The 17690-nt window shown below is 67.8% G+C and carries 13 protein-coding genes; 6 read left to right on the top strand and 7 right to left on the bottom strand.

Going from position 1 to position 17690, the window contains the following annotated elements; translation table 11 throughout:
- Window positions 1-101 precede the first annotated feature (101 nt).
- The 6 genes from ag85A (at window position 102) to EPN51_RS12620 (ending at window position 12510) form a co-directional block, all read left to right on the top strand.
- On the top strand, window positions 102-1145 hold the full coding sequence (gene ag85A / locus EPN51_RS12645) for a diacylglycerol acyltransferase/mycolyltransferase Ag85A (protein WP_293042792.1): 1044 nt from the start codon (window positions 102-104) through the stop codon (window positions 1143-1145).
- Between the two features lie 153 nt (window positions 1146-1298).
- Window positions 1299-2210: an alpha/beta hydrolase family protein gene (locus EPN51_RS12640; RefSeq protein WP_293042791.1), complete on the top strand. Its 912-nt coding sequence runs from the start codon at window positions 1299-1301 to the stop codon at window positions 2208-2210.
- A gap of 110 nt (window positions 2211-2320) precedes the next feature.
- Window positions 2321-3331 (top strand): cutinase family protein, encoded by a 1011-nt coding sequence (locus EPN51_RS12635; protein ID WP_293042790.1) that lies wholly within the window; start codon window positions 2321-2323, stop codon window positions 3329-3331.
- Between the two features lie 305 nt (window positions 3332-3636).
- Window positions 3637-5535 (top strand): long-chain-fatty-acid--AMP ligase FadD32, encoded by a 1899-nt coding sequence (gene fadD32, locus EPN51_RS12630; RefSeq protein WP_293042789.1) that lies wholly within the window; start codon window positions 3637-3639, stop codon window positions 5533-5535.
- Window positions 5536-5548: 13 nt separating this feature from the next.
- Window positions 5549-10924 carry a polyketide synthase Pks13 gene (gene pks13 / locus EPN51_RS12625; protein ID WP_293042788.1) on the top strand — a complete coding sequence of 1792 codons (5376 nt, stop codon included), beginning with the start codon at window positions 5549-5551 and terminating at the stop codon, window positions 10922-10924.
- Window positions 10925-10935: 11 nt separating this feature from the next.
- Entirely contained in the window at window positions 10936-12510 is a 1575-nt protein-coding gene (locus EPN51_RS12620) for an acyl-CoA carboxylase subunit beta (RefSeq protein ID WP_293043236.1), read from the top strand.
- Here EPN51_RS12620 and EPN51_RS12615 read toward each other — a convergent pair.
- The 7 genes from EPN51_RS12615 to EPN51_RS12585 all read right to left on the bottom strand — a co-directional run bounded on the left by EPN51_RS12615 (window position 12507) and on the right by EPN51_RS12585 (window position 17537).
- Complete coding sequence (locus EPN51_RS12615) at window positions 12507-14285, bottom strand: acyl-CoA dehydrogenase family protein (protein ID WP_293042786.1); 1779 nt, start codon at window positions 14283-14285, stop codon at window positions 12507-12509. The two genes, EPN51_RS12620 and EPN51_RS12615, sit on opposite strands and share 4 nt — an antisense overlap.
- Before the next feature lie 10 nt (window positions 14286-14295).
- Window positions 14296-14547 (bottom strand): helix-turn-helix domain-containing protein, encoded by a 252-nt coding sequence (locus EPN51_RS28995; protein WP_366509429.1) that lies wholly within the window; start codon window positions 14545-14547, stop codon window positions 14296-14298.
- A complete protein-coding gene (locus EPN51_RS12605) occupies window positions 14492-14794 on the bottom strand; it encodes a cyclic nucleotide-binding domain-containing protein (RefSeq protein WP_293042782.1) in 303 nt (100 codons plus the stop codon). The genes EPN51_RS28995 and EPN51_RS12605 overlap by 56 nt, the downstream gene beginning before the upstream one ends.
- Before the next feature lie 7 nt (window positions 14795-14801).
- Window positions 14802-15245, bottom strand: a complete 444-nt coding sequence (locus EPN51_RS12600; protein ID WP_293042780.1) for an FHA domain-containing protein — start codon at window positions 15243-15245, stop codon at window positions 14802-14804.
- Between the two features lie 82 nt (window positions 15246-15327).
- On the bottom strand, window positions 15328-15843 hold the full coding sequence (locus tag EPN51_RS12595; protein ID WP_293042778.1) for a hypothetical protein: 516 nt from the start codon (window positions 15841-15843) through the stop codon (window positions 15328-15330).
- 123 nt (window positions 15844-15966) lie between these two features.
- Window positions 15967-17235, bottom strand: a complete 1269-nt coding sequence (locus EPN51_RS12590) for a cytochrome P450 (RefSeq protein WP_293042776.1) — start codon at window positions 17233-17235, stop codon at window positions 15967-15969.
- Window positions 17232-17537: a hypothetical protein gene (locus EPN51_RS12585; RefSeq protein WP_293042775.1), complete on the bottom strand. Its 306-nt coding sequence runs from the start codon at window positions 17535-17537 to the stop codon at window positions 17232-17234. Before EPN51_RS12585 ends, EPN51_RS12590 begins: the two co-directional genes overlap by 4 nt.
- Window positions 17538-17690: the final 153 nt, after the last annotated feature.

Here is a 17690-nt window from a genome sequence, read left to right as displayed (position 1 = left end):
GGGCACTGCTGCGCCTTGCGCGCGGGCAGTTCGACCCAATCAAGAAAGCGGCCGATCGGACGAATGCGCCGAGGGGCCGCAAGAAGGATGAGGAAGCAAGGATGACGCTTGTCGACAGATTGCGCGGCGCCGCGGCGGGTATGCCGCGCCGGCTCGTGGTGGGGGCCGCCAGCGCGGCGCTGCTAACGGGCCTGATTGGCGCCGTCGGGGGCTCGGCGACCGCCGGGGCCTTCTCGCGCCCGGGTCTGCCCGTCGAGTACCTACAGGTTCCGTCCGCCGGAATGGGCCGCGACATCAAGGTTCAGTTCCAAAGCGGTGGCGCCAACTCGCCCGCGCTGTACCTGCTCGACGGTATGCGCGCGCAGGACGACTTCAACGGCTGGGACATCAACACCCCGGCGTTCGAGTGGTACAACCAGTCCGGCATCTCGGTTGCCATGCCGGTCGGTGGCCAGTCCAGCTTCTACTCCGACTGGTACAAGCCCGCCTGCGGTAAGGCCGGCTGTACCACCTACAAGTGGGAGACCTTCCTGACCAGCGAACTGCCGGCGTACCTGCAGAGCCAGAAGCAGGTCAAGCCGACCGGCAGCGCTGTCGTCGGTCTGTCGATGGCCGGTTCGTCGGCGCTGATCCTGGCCGCCTACCACCCGGAGCAGTTCGTTTTCGCCGGCTCGCTGTCCGCGCTGCTGGACCCGTCGCAGGGCATGGGCCCGTCGCTGATCGGCCTGTCCATGGGCGACGCCGGTGGCTACAAGGCTGCCGACATGTGGGGCCCGAAGGAGGACCCGGCGTGGGCGCGCAACGATCCGTCGCTGCAGGTCGGCAAGCTGGTCGCCAACAACACCCGCATCTGGGTGTACTGCGGTAACGGCAAGCCGTCCGACCTCGGTGGCGACAACCTGCCCGCCAAGTTCCTGGAGGGCTTCGTGCGGACCAGCAACCTGAAGTTCCAGGACGCCTACAACGGCGCCGGTGGCCACAACGCGGTGTGGAACTTCGACGCCAACGGCACCCACGACTGGCCCTACTGGGGCGCGCAGCTGCAGGCGATGAAGCCTGACCTGCAGTCGGTGCTGGGCGCCACCCCGGGTGCGGGCCCGGCCACGGCCTCCGCTGCCGGTAACGGAACCGGCCAGGGCACCTAAAACACGCCAAGTATCGCGACTCGCGGCGGGAACCCTTCGGGGTTTCCGCCGCGAGTCGTTTGCGGCGTGTGTGACCTGTTTCACTACCCGGCGAGCGGGGGAACCAGGCAGCTGGCTAATGTGCTCTCAGCGACTAGACGATGGAGGGTGGACATGACGGTCGTACGGGGTGTGCCAGCGCTTCTTCGGGCGTTCTGCTTTGCCGTGCTCGCGGTCGGCTTGGCGTTTGTCTTGCCGACGGCGCCGACCGTCGGCAAGGCCAGGGCGGCGGGCTACGAGAGCCTGATGGTTCCGTCGGCGGCGATGGGCCGCGACATCCCGGTGGCCTTCCTCGCCGGTGGTCCGCACGCGGCGTACCTGCTGGACGCCTTCAATGCGGGCCCGGACGTGAGCAACTGGGTCACCGCCGGCAATGCGATGAACACGCTGGGCGGCAAGGGAATCTCGGTGGTGGCTCCGGCCGGCGGCGCCTTCAGTATGTACACCAACTGGGAACAGGACGGCAGCAAGCAGTGGGACACCTTCCTGTCCAGCGAGCTGCCCGACTGGCTGGCGGCCAACAAGGGCCTCGCGCCGGGTGGCCATGCCGCCGTCGGCGCCTCGCAGGGCGGCTACGGCGCGATGGCGTTGGCCGCCTTCCACCCCGACCGCTTCGGTTTCGCCGGCTCGATGTCGGGGTTCCTGTACCCGTCGAGCACCAACTACAACGGCGCCATCCTGGCCGGCCTGCAGCAGTTCGGCGGCGTGGACGGCAACGGCATGTGGGGGGCTCCACAGCTGGGCCGGTGGAAGTGGCACGACCCCTACGTGCACGCCTCGCTGCTGGCGCAGAACAACACCCGGGTCTGGGTCTACAGCCCCATGAATATGGGAGGCGATGACGCCGCGATGATCGGCCAAGGGGCCGCCGCCATGGGCAGTTCCCGGGAGTTCTATCAGCAGTACCGCAGCAACGGCGGGCACAACGGCCACTTCGACTTCCCGGGCGGCGGCGACAACGGCTGGGGTTCGTGGTCGGGGCAGTTGGGCGCCATGTCGGGCGACATCGTCGGCGCCATCCGCTAGCGGCGAGCCGGTACCGCGCGAGCCGGTACCGTGTAGGAGTGCAGCTGGGGTCGGGAGGGCCGCTGGCCCGGATTCAAGCTGCGATCCACTGACTCTGCTGGCGGGAGAACATGGCTAACAGCGCCCGGCGTAAGCGCCGCCGCACCCTCGCCTGGGTTGCCGCCCTTTCGGTCGCCGGCGTCGTCTTGTTGGTCATCGTGGCCGTCGTCGCCGTGCTGCGCGGGCGCGAGTCCCAGCCGAGCGCGGTGCCGCCCGGCGTCTTGCCTCCGTCGTCGACGACGTCGCACCCGCACAAGCCGCGACCCGCATACCAGGACGCCTCCTGCCCCGACGTGCTGCTGGTCAACGTGCCCGGCACCTGGGAGTCCGCCCCGCAGGATGACCCCGGCAACCCGTTGCAATTTCCGAATGCGTTGCTGCACAAGGTGACTGCGAGCATCACCCAGGATTTCCCGGCGTCGCGGGTGCAGGCGTACACCACCCCGTACACCGCGCAGTTTCACAATCCGTTGAGCGGCGACACGCAGATGTCCTACAACGCCAGCCGGGCCGAAGGCACCCGCGCCACCGTTGCGGCGATGACCGACATGAACACCAAGTGCCCGCTGACCAGCTATGTGCTGATGGGGTTTTCTCAGGGCGCGGTGATCATGGGCGACATCGCCAGCGATATCGGCAACGGTCGCGGACCCGTCGACGACGACCTGGTGTTGGGTGTGACGTTGATCGCCGACGGGCGCCGTCAGCTCGGGGCCGGCAACGACATCGGGCCCAACCCGCCGGGCCAGGGCGCAGAGGTCACCTTGCAGGAGGTACCCATCTTGTCCGGGATGGGGCTGACCATGACCGGCGCGCGTCCGGGTGGCTTCGGCGACCTCAACGGCAAGTCCAATGAGATCTGCGCGCCGGGCGACCTCATCTGCGCCGCGCCGGAGGAGGCCTTCAGCATCGCCAACCTGCCGAGCACGCTGAACACGTTGGCCGGCGGCGCCGGTCAACCCGTCCATGCGCTGTACGCGACGACGCAGTGCTGGAGCGTGGACGGGGCGCCCGCCACCGATTGGACGTTGAACTGGGCTCACGGCCTGATTGCAAATGCGCCACAACCGAAACACGGATGATCGGGGCGGTGGGACACAGGCTTTAGGTAGCGGTTGCCGGCGGCGATCGGCGGTACCTTGTGATTTGGTCTGCCGTGGGGCAGGCCCGTAACATTAAGAGGAATTTAAGAGCTGCCAGACTTTGTCGCGGACCCGGGCCGGGGTCGATGCCGGCCGGGACTGACACATGACCGGCGTTCCCCAGCGGGTGCCGTGCGAGGGCTGGCCCGCGCGTAGACATGTAACGGTCGGCGGTGGCCGACCAGAGCTAGAGAACGAAACGTCGGCGCAGCCGACCTAGATAACAGGTGTGACAGGAGAGCGGCATGGTGTACCACAACCCGTTCATCGTGAATGGAAAGATCAAGTTTCCCGACAACACGAACTTGGTCAAGCACGTTGAGAAGTGGGCGAGGGTTCGTGGTGACAAGCTCGCCTACCGGTTCCTGGACTTCTCCACGGAACGCGACGGGGTCGCCTGCGACATCTCCTGGTCGGAGTTCAGCGCCCGGAACCGCGCCGTGGGCGCCCGGCTGCAGCAAGTCACCCAGCCCGACGACCGCATCGCCGTGCTCTGCCCGCAGAACCTGGACTACCTCGTCGCTCTCTTCGGCGTGCTGTACGCCGGCCGGACCGCGGTGCCGTTGTTCGACCCGAGCGAGCCGGGTCACGTCGGCCGCCTGCACGCCGTGCTCGACGACTGCACCCCCTCGACGATCCTGACCACCACCGACGCCGCCGAGGGCGTCCGCAAGTTCATCCGCGCTCGTTCGGCCAAGGAGCGGCCACGCGTCATCGCCGTCGACGCCGTACCCAACGAGGTCGCTTCCACGTGGGAGCCGCCGGAGGCCGACGAGAACACCATCGCCTATCTGCAGTACACCTCCGGCTCCACCCGCACCCCGACCGGCGTGGAGATCACCCACCTGAACCTGCCCACCAACGTGCTGCAGGTGCTCAACGGCCTGGAAGGCAAGGAGGCCGACCGCGGCCTGTCCTGGCTGCCGTTCTTCCACGACATGGGCCTGATCACGGCGCTGTTGTCACCGGTGGTTGGTCACAAGTTCACCTTCATGACGCCGGCCGCGTTCGTGCGCCGGCCCGGCCGGTGGATCCGCGAGATGGCGCGCAAGCCCGAGGACGCCGAGGACTGCGAAGTCATCACCGTCGCGCCGAACTTCGCGTTCGAGCACGCGGCGGTCCGCGGTGTGCTCAAGGACGGTGAGCCGCCGCTGGATCTGAGCAACGTCAAAGCGATCCTCAACGGCAGCGAGCCGGTGTCCCCGGCGTCCATGCGCAAGTTCTATGAGGCGTTTGCGCCCTATGGTCTGCGGGAGACGGCGATCAAGCCGTCCTACGGTCTGGCCGAGGCGACGCTGTTCGTCTCCACCACGCCGATGGACGAGGCGCCCAGGGTCATCCACGTCGACCGCGACGAGCTGAACAAGCAGCGCTTCGTCGAGGTGTCCGCCGATTCGCCGAAGGCCGTCGCGCAGGTATCCGCGGGCGTCATCGGCGTCGACGAGTGGGCCGTGATCGTCGACCCGGAGACCGCCAGCGAGCTGCCGGACGGTCAGATCGGCGAGATCTGGCTGCACGGGAACAACATGGGCGTCGGCTACTGGGGCAGAGAAGAAGAGACCAACGACACCTTCCGCAACATCCTCAAGTCGCGGATCAGCCAGTCGCACGCCGAGGGTGCCCCCGACGACGGCATGTGGGTCAAGACCGGCGACTACGGCACCTATCACAACGGGCACCTCTATATCGCCGGGCGGATCAAGGACCTGGTCATCATCGACGGGCGCAACCACTACCCGCAGGACCTCGAGTACTCGGCGCAGGAAGCCAGCAAGGCGCTGCGCACCGGATACGTGGCCGCCTTCTCGGTGCCGGCGAACCAACTGCCGCAGGAAGTGTTCGACAACCCGCACGCCGGCCTGAAGTACGACGCCGACGACGGCTCCGAGCAGCTGGTGATCGTCGCCGAGCGCGCGGCCGGCTCGCACAAGCTGGACTACCAGCCGATCGCCGACGACATCCGGGCGGCCATCGCCGTGCGCCACGGCGTGACGGTCCGTGACCTGCTGCTGGTGCAGTCGGGGACGATTCCGCGTACCTCCAGCGGCAAGATCGGACACCGTGCCTGCCGCGCCGCCTACCTCGACGGCAGCCTGCGCAGCGGTGTCGGGTCCCCGACCGCTTTCGCCAGCGCAACAGACTGAATCTCTTAGGACCATGGCTGACACTGAGCACCCCGAAGAGGCCAACACGGCCGAGCTGCGCGCGGGCGACGATAGGGCGCGCAGCGACGAAACGGGCGAGGAGGAGCGGCGCACTTTAACCGTCCCCGAGATGCGCCAGTGGTTGCGCAACTGGGTGGGCAGGGCCGTTGGGCGATCACCGGACGACATCGACGAGTCGGTGCCCATGGTCGAGCTGGGGCTGGCGTCGCGGGATGCGGTGGCGATGGCCGCCGACATCGAGGACATGACCGGTGTGACGCTGTCGGTCGCGGTGGCCTTCCAGCACCCGACGATCGAGTCGCTGGCCACCCGCATCATCGAGGGCGAGCCGGAGGTTGCCGACGACGACCTCGCCGGGGCGGACTGGACCCGCACCGGCCCGGCCGAGCGCGTCGACATCGCGATCGTGGGGCTGTCCACCCGGCTGCCCGGCGACATGAACAGCCCCGACGAAACCTGGCAGGCGCTGATGGAGGGCCGCGACGCCATCACCGATCTGCCCGAGGGCCGCTGGTCGGAATTCCTCGAAGAGCCGCGCATCGCCCAGCGCGTCGCCACCGCCCGCACCCGCGGCGGCTACTTGAAGGACGTCAAGGGCTTCGACTCGGAGTTCTTCGCGGTCGCCAAGACCGAGGCCGACAACATCGACCCGCAGCAGCGGATGGCGCTGGAGCTGACCTGGGAGGCACTCGAGCACGCGCGCATCCCGGCGTCGAGCCTGCGCGGCGAGGCCGTCGGCGTGTATGTCGGCTTCTCCAACAACGACTACCAATTCCTGGCGGTCTCCGACCCGACCGTCGCGCACCCGTACGCGATCACCGGCACCGCCAGCTCGATCATCGCCAACCGGGTGTCCTACTTCTACGACTTCCGCGGTCCCTCGGTGGCGCTGGACACCGCCTGCTCGAGCTCGCTGGTGGCGACGCACCAGGCGGTGCAGGCGCTGCGCAACGGCGAATGCGACGTCGCGGTCGCCGGGGGCGTCAACGCTCTGCTCACGCCGTTGGTCACGCTCGGTTTCGACGAGATCGGCGCGGTGCTGGCTCCCGACGGCAAGATCAAGTCGTTCTCGTCGGACGCCGACGGCTACACCCGCTCCGAGGGCGGCGGCATGTTCGTGCTCAAGCGGGTCGACGACGCCCGCCGCGACGGCGACCAGATCCTGGCCGTGATCGCCGGCAGTGCGATCAACCACGACGGCCGGTCCAACGGGCTGATCGCCCCCAACCAGGACGCCCAGGCCGAGGTGCTGCGCCGGGCCTACAAGGACGCCGGCATCGATCCGCGCACCGTCGACTACATCGAGGCGCACGGCACCGGCACCGTCCTGGGCGACCCGATCGAGGCCGAGGCGCTGGGCCGCATCGTCGGGCGGGGCCGTCCCGCCGACCGCCCGGCTTTGCTGGGCGCGGTGAAAACCAATGTGGGACATCTGGAGTCGGCCGCCGGCGCGGCGAGCCTGGCCAAGGTGGTGCTGGCGTTGCAGCACGACAAGCTGCCGCCGTCGATCAACTTCGCCGGGCCGAGCCCCTACATCGACTTCGACGGCATGCGCTTGAAAGTCGTTGACAACGCGACCGATTGGCCCCGCTACGGAGGCTACGCGCTGGCCGGGGTGTCCAGCTTCGGTTTCGGTGGGGCCAACGCGCACCTGGTGGTGCGCGAGGTGCTGCCCCGCGACGTCGTGGAAAAGGAGGCGCGCGAGCCCGGACCGCAGCCCGCGGCTGTCGCGCCGGCCGCCGAAGCGACCGAGGCGCCCACACTGGAGAGCCACTCGCTGCGGTTCGACGACTTCGGCAACATCATCCCCGACGCCTCTGCGGCCGAAGAGGAATCCTACGAGCTGCCGGGCGTGACCGAGGAGGCCCTGCGCCTCAAAGAGATCGCGGCCGAAGAGCTTGCCGCGCAAGAAGAGTCAGCGCCGCTGATCCCGCTCGCCGTGTCGGCGTTTCTGACGTCGCGCAAGAAGGCCGCGGCCGCCGAACTCGCGGACTGGATGCAAAGCCCCGAGGGGCAGGCGTCGTCGCTGGAATCGATCGGCCGGGCGCTGTCGCGGCGCAACCACGGCCGCTCGCGCGCGGTGGTGCTGGCCCACGACCACGACGAGGCCGTCAAGGGTTTACGGGCGGTCGCCGAGGGCAAGCAGCGGCCGAACGTGTTCAGTGTCGACGGGCCGGTGACCAGCGGACCGGTATGGGCGATGGCCGGTTTCGGTGCGCAACACCGCAAGATGGGCAAGAGCCTGTACCTGCGCAACGAGGTCTTCGCCGAGTGGATCGAGAAGGTCGACGCGCTGATTCAGGACGAGCGGGGCTACTCGGTGCTCGAGCTGATCCTCGATGACTCGCACGAATACGGCATCGAAACCAGCAACGTCGTCATCTTCGCGATCCAGATCGCGCTGGGCGAGCTGCTCAAGCATCACGGCGCCAAACCCGCTGCGGTGGTGGGTCAGTCGCTCGGTGAGCCCGCGTCGGCCTACTTCTCCGGCGGGCTGTCACTGGCGGACGCGACCCGGGTGATCTGCTCGCGCTCGCACCTGATGGGCGAGGGCGAGGCGATGCTGTTCGGCGAGTACATCCGCCTGATGGCGCTCGTCGAGTACTCCGCCGACGAGCTGACGACGGTCTTCGCCGACTTCCCCGGCCTGGAGGTGTGCGTCTACGCCGCGCCCAGCCAGACCGTGATCGGCGGCCCACCCGAGCAGATCGACGCGATCGTCGCCCGCTGCGAGGCCGAGGGCCGCTTCGCCCGCAAGCTGCAGACCAAGGGCGCCGGGCACACGTCGCAGATGGACCCGCTGCTCGGTGAGTTCTCCGCGGAGCTGCAGGGCATCGAGCCGCTGACCCCGACCGTCGGGATCTTCTCGACGGTGCACGAGGGCAGCTACGTCAAGCCCGGCGGCGAGCCGATCCACGACGTCGCCTACTGGGTCAAGGGAATGCGGCATTCCGTCTACTTCACCAACGGCGTCCGCAACGCCGTCGACAGCGGCTACACCACCTTCCTGGAGTTGGCGCCCAACCCGGTGGCGCTGATGCAGATCGGTTTGACCACCGCGGCCGCGGGTTTGCATGACGCCCAATTGATTCCGACGCTGGCCAAAAAGCAGGACGACGTCGAGTCGATGATCTCGGCCATGGCCCAGCTCTACGTCCACGGCCACGATCTGGACATCCGGACGCTGTTCAGCCGCGCGCGGGGTCCCGAGGATTTTGCGAACATCCCGCCGACCCGGTTCAAGCGCAAAGAGCACTGGCTGGACGTGCACTTCTCCGGCGACGGCTCGGTGATCATGCCGGGGACCCATGTCGCGTTGCCGGACGGCCGGCACGTCTGGGAATACGCGCCGCGCAACGGTGAGACGGATCTGGCTGCGCTGGTGAGATCGGCTGCGACACAGGTGCTTCCGGATGCCCAGTTGGCGGCGTCCGAGCAGCGCGCGGTGCCCGGGGCGGGCGCCCGGCTGGTGACGACGATGACCCGGCATCCGGGTGGGGCCTCGGTTCAGGTGCACGCCCGCATCGACGAGTCCTTCACCCTGGTCTACGACGCGCTGGTGTCGCGGGCCGGCCAGAGCGTGGTCGCGTTGCCGACCGCAGTCGGCGCCGGTGCGACGATCGCCGCCCCGACCGCCACTGCCGCGGTTGAGGCGCCCGCCGCTCCCGCCGGGGAGCCCGACGCCCAGACGTTGTCGGACAGCCTGACCAACCGCTACCTGCCGAGCCACGTCGGCAGGTGGACGCCAGAGTCCGGCGAGACCATCGGCGAGCGGCTGGGCATGATCGTCTCGGCGGCAATGGGTTACGAGCCCGAGGACCTGCCGTGGGAGGTGCCGCTGATCGAGCTGGGCCTGGACTCGCTGATGGCGGTGCGGATCAAGAACCGGGTCGAGTACGACTTCGACATGCCGCCCATCCAATTGACGGCGGTGCGCGACGCCAACCTCTACGCCGTCGAGAAGCTGATCGAGTACGCGGTCGAGCACCGCGACGAGGTCGAGCAGCTGCACGAGCACCAGAAGACGCTGACGCCCGAGGAGATCGCCAAAGAGCAGGCCCAACTGCTCAGCGGGGCGACACCGACGTCGGCCGCCGCGCCCGCACCGGATCCGCAGGCGCAGCCCGAGACTCAGCCCGCCCCGCCGTCGGCGTCGGACGCGCCGATTCCGCCGCCGCCGACGGATCCGTCGGGACCGAAGGGTGCGGCGACCAACGGTGGCCAGCCGAACCTGGCGGGGGCGCTCAGCTCCGAAGCGGTGGCCAAGGCGCTCAATTCCGATGTGCCGCCGCGCGATGCCGCCGAGCGGGTCACCTTCGCCACCTGGGCGATCGTGACGGGCAAGTCACCGGGCGGCATCTTCAACCCGTTGCCCAAGCTCGACGAGGACACCGCGGCCAAGATGGCGCAACGGCTCTCGGAGCGCGCCGAGGGCACGATCACCGCCGAGGACGTGCTGACGTCGGAGACCATCGAGGCGCTGGCCGAAAAGGTGCGCGGCTACCTGGAGGCCGGCACCATCGACGGCTTCGTGCGCACCATCCGGGCACCCGAGAACGACTCGCAGGTACCCGTGTTCGTGTTCCACCCGGCCGGCGGATCGACCGTGGTCTACGAGCCGCTGCTCAACCGGCTGCCGGCGGACACACCGATGTACGGGTTCGAGCGCGTGGAGGGCACCATCGGAGAACGGGCCGCCCAGTATGTGCCGAAGCTGTTGGAAATGAACGACGGCAAGCCGTTCATTCTGGCCGGGTGGTCGCTCGGCGGTGCGCTGGCCTACGCGTGCGCGATCGGGTTGCAGCGGGCCGGTGCGGACGTGCGATTTGTCGGGATGATCGACACGGTGCGCGCCGGCGAGGAGATCCCGCAGACCAAGGAGGAAACCCGCAAGCGCTGGGACCGTTACGCGAAGTTCGCGGAGCGCACCTTCAACGTCGAAATTCCCGCGATCCCCTACGAGCAGCTCGAGGAACTCGACGACGAGGGGCAGGTCAAGTTCGTGCTCGACATCGTCCAGCAGAGCGGCGTGCAGATTCCCGGCGGCATCGTCGAGCACCAGCGGACCTCGTACCTGGACAACCGGGCCCTCGAGACCGTCGTGATCGAGCCCTACGACGGCCACGTGACCCTCTACATGGCCGATCGCTACCACGATGACGTCATCGAGTTCGAGCCGCGGTATGCCGTCCGCCAGCCCGACGGCGGCTGGGGCGCGTTCGTGGCGGACCTGGAAGTGGTTCGGATCGGCGGCGAGCATATCCAGGCCATCGACGAGCCGATCATCGCCAAGGTGGGCGCACACATGGCCGGCGTGCTGAATAAGGTGGAGGCGCAAACCAGTCAGACGAGTGAGGTGGGCAAGTAGTGACGGAGACCGTGCCAGCTTCGGGGTCGGCTCCCATCCAGCACACCACGGCCGAGAAGCTGGCCGAGCTCTACACTCGCCTGGACCTGGCCAAAGAGCCCGGCGGTGAGAAGGCCGTCGCCAAGCGGGACAAGAAGGGCATCCCGAGCGCGCGCGCCCGTGTGCACGCGCTGGTCGATCCGGGAACCTTCCTGGAGACCGGCGCGCTTGCGAAGACGCCGAACGACCCGAACGCGCTCTACGGTGACGGGTGCGTCACCGGGCACGCCATGATCGACGGCCGGCCGGTCGGGGTGTTCTCCCATGACCAGACGGTGTTCCAGGGCACGGTCGGTGAGATGTTCGGCCGCAAGGTCGCGCGGCTGATGGAGTGGTGCGCGATGGTCGGGTGCCCGATCATCGGCATCCAGGACTCGGGTGGCGCCAGGATTCAGGACGCGGTCACCTCGCTGGCCTGGTACGCCGAGCTGGGCCGCCGCCAGGAGTCGCTCTCCGGGCTGGTGCCGAGGATCTCCCTCATCTTCGGCAAATGCGCCGGTGGGGCGGTGTACGTACCGATCCAGGACGATCTGCTCGTCTCGGTGCGCGACCAGGGCTACTTCTTCGTCACCGGGCCGGACGTGATCCGCGAGGTCACCGGCGAGGAGGTCACCCTCGACGAGCTCGGCGGCTCGGACGCGCAGGCCCGCAACGGCAACCTCCACCAGGTGGTGGACTCCGAGGCCGAGGCGTTCCAGTACGTGCGCGATTTCCTGTCGTTCCTGCCGTCGAGCGCCGTCAGCGAGCCGCCGATCGTCAACCCCGGTCTCGAGCCGGAAACCACGCCGACCGATCTGGAGCTCGACTCGATCGTCCCGGACTCGGACAACATGGCCTACGACATGCACGAGATCCTGCTGCGCATCTTCGACGACGGCGACTTCCTCGACGTCGCCGCGCAGCACGGGCCGGCCGTCATCACCGGGTTCGCCCGGGTGGACGGACGCCCGGTCGGCGTCGTCGCCAACCAGCCCATGTATCTGTCCGGGTCGATCGACAACGAAGCCTCCGACAAGGCGGCGCGATTTATCCGGTTCTGCGATGCGTTCAACATTCCGCTCGTTTTCGTGGTGGACACCCCGGGTTTTTTGCCCGGCGCCGAGCAGGAGCGCAACGGCATCATCAAGCGCGGCGGCCGGTTCCTGTACTCGGTGGTCGAGGCCGATGTGCCCAAGGTGACGATCACCATCCGCAAGTCCTACGGCGGCGCCTACGCCGTGATGGGGTCGCGGCAGCTGACCGCCGACTTCAACTTCGCCTGGCCCACGGCGCGCATCGCGGTGATCGGCGCTGAGGGGGCCGCGCAGCTGCTGATGAAGCGCTTCCCCGATCCGACCACCCCCGAGGCGCAACAGATCAAGAAGGACTTCATCGAGGGCTACAACCTCAACATGGCGATCCCGTGGACCGCCGCCGAGCGTGGCTTCATCGACGCGGTCATCGACCCGCACCAGACCAGGCTGCTGCTGCGCAAGTCGATGAAGCTGCTGCGGGACAAGCAACTGTGGTTCCGCACGGCACGCAAGCACGGGCTCATCCCGATCTAGTCCCCGCCGCTGAACGCCCCGCCCGCCAAGTCGTCGAAGCGCTCCAGCGCCTCGTCGGAGTCGGCGTCGATACCGCGCAGCGCCCCGCGATCGGCGAGATACCGCTGCGCGTAGAGCCGTGCGACCAGCGCCTTGCGCTCACCGCCGCGGGTGGCCCGCTCCCAGGCGGCCTGCTCGATGAGCAACGCGCCGCCGTAGACGTCACCCATGAATTGGGCCAGTCCGAACAGTCGCGCCTCGGCCATCGCCCTGTCGAGCTTGGACCACGCGGTGATCGCCGCGTCGAGATCCTCGATCCGGCCCGCGACCAGCCGGGTGGCCTCGTCGTCGTCGGCGACGGAAACCGCATCGCGTAACCGCGCCAACAGCGTCTCGTGCGCACGGGTTTGCTCGATCCCGCGCCGCACGTCCAGGCACAGGATATTGTCGGGGCCCTCCCAGATGGTATTCACCTGCGCGTCACGCAAAAGCCTTGCCACCGGCCAGGTCTCGATATAGCCGTTGCCGCCGTGGATCTCGATCGCGTCCGACGCCGCGGTGATCCCGAGCCGGCACACCTTCAGCTTGGTGACCGGCACCGCGATGCGCTGCCGCAGGCTGCGCGGCTGACGATGGTTGGTGGCGCCGGTGCCGTCGAACACCAGCGCCTGGGCGGCTTCGACATCGACGATCATCTCGGCCAGCTTGCGCCGCATCAACGGCTTGTCGATCAGCGCCTCGCCGAAGGCGCGCCGCTGCGCGGCGTAGCACAGCGACTCGACCAGGGCGCGACGGGCATTGCCGAGCCCGAACGACGCGATACCCAGCCGTGCGGCGTTGGTGAGCTCCATCATGCGGCCCAGCCCCTTGCCGTCGGACGGGCCGGATTCGGGGCTCGGTTCGCCGGACAGCAGAAACGCCTCGGCGTCGACGAACTCGACCTCGCCGGAGGCCACCGAGCGGGTGCCGAGTTTGTCCTTCAGACGCCGCACCCGCACCCCGTTGCGTGAGCCGTCGCGGCGGGTGCGCAGCACCAGGAAATTGGCGACGCCCCGCGAAGAGTCCGGTGCGCCTTCGGGTTTGGCGAGTACGACGAACGCCTCCCCGGCGCAGTTGGACGCAAACCACTTGAACCCGTTCAGCAGCCACGAGTCACCGCGACGTGTTGCGGTCGTCTCGAGCGCGCCCAGGTCCGATCCGCCGGTGCGTTCGGTGAGCAGCTGCGCCGTCTCGCCGGCCCACTCGCCGGAGGCGAATTTGGCCAGCACGTGTTCGGCCACATCGGCGGGCGCGTAGGCCGCCACCAGCGACTGGACCATGCCGCCGCCGGTGCCCAACGCGCAACCCATCCCGATATCGGCTTGATTGAGCAGATAATTCGACGCGAACAGCGTCAGCGACGAGCTCATCTTCGCCTCGCGCGCCTCGGTCCGCAGCGCCCGCTGGGCGTTCAGAATGGCCCGCTTGGACTCCGTGAACGACGTCGGCATGACCACCCGGCCGACGTCGTGGCCCCACCGGTCGTAGCGCTCGAGCCGCGGTGGGTTGCGGTCCGTCTCTTCGGCCCACTGCGCCACCGGACCGCCCATCAGTTCACCGATGTGCGTCAGATGGCGCTCGGCCAGTTGCAGCTCCTCGGGCTGCAGGTAGTAGGCCATCGTGAACTGCAGCGTGGGATCGGTGCTGTACCAGTTGAGACCGGCGGCGCCGCGGTAGTTCTCCGTCGCGTAGCGCTGCGATTTTTCTTCAGTGGAGAACGGCAGCTTGTCTACCGCCTCCGCGGCGTAGTCGCTCATGGTTGAGACGCTACGCGCCGAGCCGATCGTCACGCGGTAGCGCGTGGTCGACGTCCCCGGCGCGGACGGCCAGCGCTTCGGGGTTGACGATCAGAACGGTCTTGCCTTTCAACGAGATCCAGCCGCGCGTCGTGAAACTGCGCAGCGCCTTGTTCACCGATACCCGATCGGCGCCCACCAGCTGCCGGGCAACGCGGGCGGTGACGTCACTGGAAACCAGTTCGACAAGTTGACGTTCGGCGGCCTGCAACCGCCGGGTCATCCGCCCGGAGCAGCTGTTCGGCGATCGCCGGCTGCCGCGTCATCAACGCGCGCACGGTGGCGCGGTCCAACCACAGCGCTCGCACGTCGGAGAGTGCCGTGGGTCCGATGATCGCCCGCACGCTGGTGCGCCCCGCCGGGCCACGAAGGCTGACCTTCACCGTGCCTTCGACGATCAGGTAGAGCCGATCGCCCGGGTCGCCCTGGGTGAAAATCGTTTGGCCGGAGCGGAATTCGGAGGTGTTCATCGTCGGGTCAGGGTGTCTGCGCGGTGAGGAAAACCAGCCGGAAATTGCCGATCTGGAGGAGGTCGCCGTTGGCCAGCACCGCAGATTCGACGGCTTCACGATTGCGGTAGGTGCCGTTCAGGCTGCCGAGGTCAACGACGAGGAATTCGCCGTTCTCGTTGTGGAATTCGGCGTGCCGGCGGCTGACCGTGATGTCGTCGAGGAAGATATCGCTGAGGGGGTGCCGTCCGGCGGTCATCACGGGCTGGTTCAAGACGAACTTCGATCCGACATTGGGGCCCCGTTTCACCACGAGCATGGCCGAGCCGTGCGCCAGCGCCGCCGCTTCGGCCGCTGCCGACGACGTGTCGATTTCCTCGGGGACGTCGACACGAAGCGCGGAGCCGATATCGCCGGTGGCGTCATTCGCCGCGATTCGCTGCTGGCTTGTATCCCCTTGTGATGCCGACACCCTTGCCTCTCATCCGACGCCAGGTCTTTCGACGCGTCTATCGGAGCATTCGGCCCGGGCGGCGGGTAGGGGCCGAAGTCCCTTATGTTCGCACCGGCGCCACGAACTCGGACGTGTAGAACTCCGCCGGGTTCTGCGAGTGAGGGTTTGGTTGTTGCGCAATCACCCAGACCCCCGTCGTCCCGGGCCGAATGCTGTCTTGCACGGTCGCATCTCCGCTACCTGCCCCATCGGTGTCCAGGCCGGTGAAGGCGGTCCCGGGGTCGCCGGGCCCGCAGGTGGCCGAGGCGGGGCGGGGCACCTGGATCAGCCCCACGTCGAAGTGGGTGCCGGGCTCGGGCGCATCCACCAAATGGACGTTCGCGACCACCTTCGACCCGGCCGTGTGGACGACGGCGGAACCCGTCCCCAGTGACGGGTGCGGCACCTGCGGCGAGGTGCTCACCAGGCTGAAATCGCAACGCCGAAGTTTGGCGTCCAAAACGACGGTGGTGCCGCCGCCCTCGGCGGCCGCGCGGGGGATGTCGAACGTCGCCGCCGACGAGATCACCATGGTGATCGCCGCCGTGCACGTTCCCAACCGTGTCAGTGTGCGCATCGGGCCCGCCCCTTTGTCCGGCTGTGAACGGGATCACAGCCGCAAATGAATTGACGCGCACGCGCAAAATTAAACGTTTCTCCGTAAATGCCTCGAGCGTAAATTTAATTTCTTATTCCCGCACTAGCGCGGTTGTTGGTTGCCGAGCCTCGGGTCGAATTCGATGGGTAGGGTGGTCGGTCCGCTCAGCCCGGTCAGTGGTTTCCAGGGAGCCGGGCCGATGCGACGGGCGTTGGGCATGCGCTGTGTCATGACCACCAGTGCTTCGGCGAGTTCCAGCTTGGCGAGATTCGCGCCGAGGCAGTAGTGCATGCCGCCGCCGAAGGTTTGTATCGCCGGGGCGCCGCTGCGGGTGATGTCGAGGCGGTCGGGGTCGTCGCAGACGGCGGGATCGCGGTTGGTGGCCGCGGTGTTGGCGATGACCAGTGCGCCCGCCGGGATCATGACTCCGGCGAGTTCGACATCCTCGATTGCCGTCCGAAATGTGCCGAAGGAGACGGGGGAATGCCGCATGGTCTCCTCGACGGCCCTGATGGCCAGCTCGGGCTGGCCCGCCAGCAGTGCCCATTGGTGGGGGTGATCGCACAGCACATGCACCGAGGCGGCGAGCTGGTTGCGGGTGGTGTCGGTCCCGCCCATCAGCAGGCCCGCTGCGAGCATGCGCAGCTCTTCGATATTGAGACGATCGCCGTCGTCTTCGGCGCGGATCAGCTCGGAGATCAGATCGTCGGTCAGCGCGTGGCGCCGGCGGGCGACCATGTCGTTGATGTAGGCGTCGAGCTGGTCCCAGGCCGCCAGGATGGTGCGTGCCTCATTGGCGGCGTCCCAGCTGAAGACCTTGAAGATGTCCTCGGTCCAGTCCGAGAAGAGCTCCCAGTCCTCCGCTGGTGCGCCCAGGAGCGCGCAGATAATCGGTATCGGGTATTCGCGCGCGATGTCGGTGACCACGTCGCAGCGCCCATGGCCGGAGCGGCGGTCAACGAGCTCGGTGATGACGTCGATGATCGTTGCGCGCAGTCGCGCGGTGGCTCGGGGTGTGAATGCCTTCGACACCAGTTTGCGTAGCCGATGGTGTTCGGCGCCGTCGAGGCTGATCAGGTTGGTGGCCACTCGGTCCCACAGCGGGCCGGAGGAAATGCCTTGGGCGGCAAGGAACATCCCTTGGGGTACGCGAAATCGTGGGTCGCGCAACACGCTGCGCACGAGTTCATAGGTCAACAATTCTGGCCCATGCGGTCCGAGCGCGATCGGCGCCTGCTGCCGCGCTTCGCGGAGGATGGCGTGGGCCTCTGCTGGGTTCCGGGTGTGCTCGTAATCGATCATGGGTAGCCCGGCATCGAAGACGCTGGGGCAGCTTGATCGGTCAAAATTCGCCGTTTGACGAGGATTCATAGCCGGTCCATCTCGCGTGCCATGCGCGCGTTTTCCAGGTATCCGTAGTGCCGCGGATAGTACGGTCGCGGCCGGTGGGCCTTGGCCCTCGGCGTCCGGCGCATCGAGGAGGCCGCGCGGACAGCGTGAATCGTCTTGGCCCACCAGCGCACGGTCGGGGACGGCACCGGTGCCGCGGCTGCGGTTGCGAATGCGACCTGTTGCTCGGTGATGAGCGTGGGTGGCGGGGATGCCGCCTCGAGGGTGGCCTCGACACCTGGTGCGACATCCAAGTGATCGGCGGGGAATGGGGTTGCGATCATTTCGAGCCTCCTTACGGCTTGGAGCTCCCAACTCGGTGCTGTTGGAACGGATGGCGATGCGCCTGGTCACGTTCCCTGATAGGAAGCGTTGCCCGCTCTCGAGTGGACGACCTGAGTAACCGGTTACTCGAATTACTCGCCGAGGCAGGGGAC

Source organism: Mycobacterium sp., assembly GCF_004298145.1.
In the GTDB taxonomy this organism is placed as follows: domain Bacteria; phylum Actinomycetota; class Actinomycetes; order Mycobacteriales; family Mycobacteriaceae; genus Mycobacterium.
The sequence above is the reverse complement of the archived record's forward strand: the minus strand, read 5'-3'. Positions and strand labels throughout refer to the sequence as shown.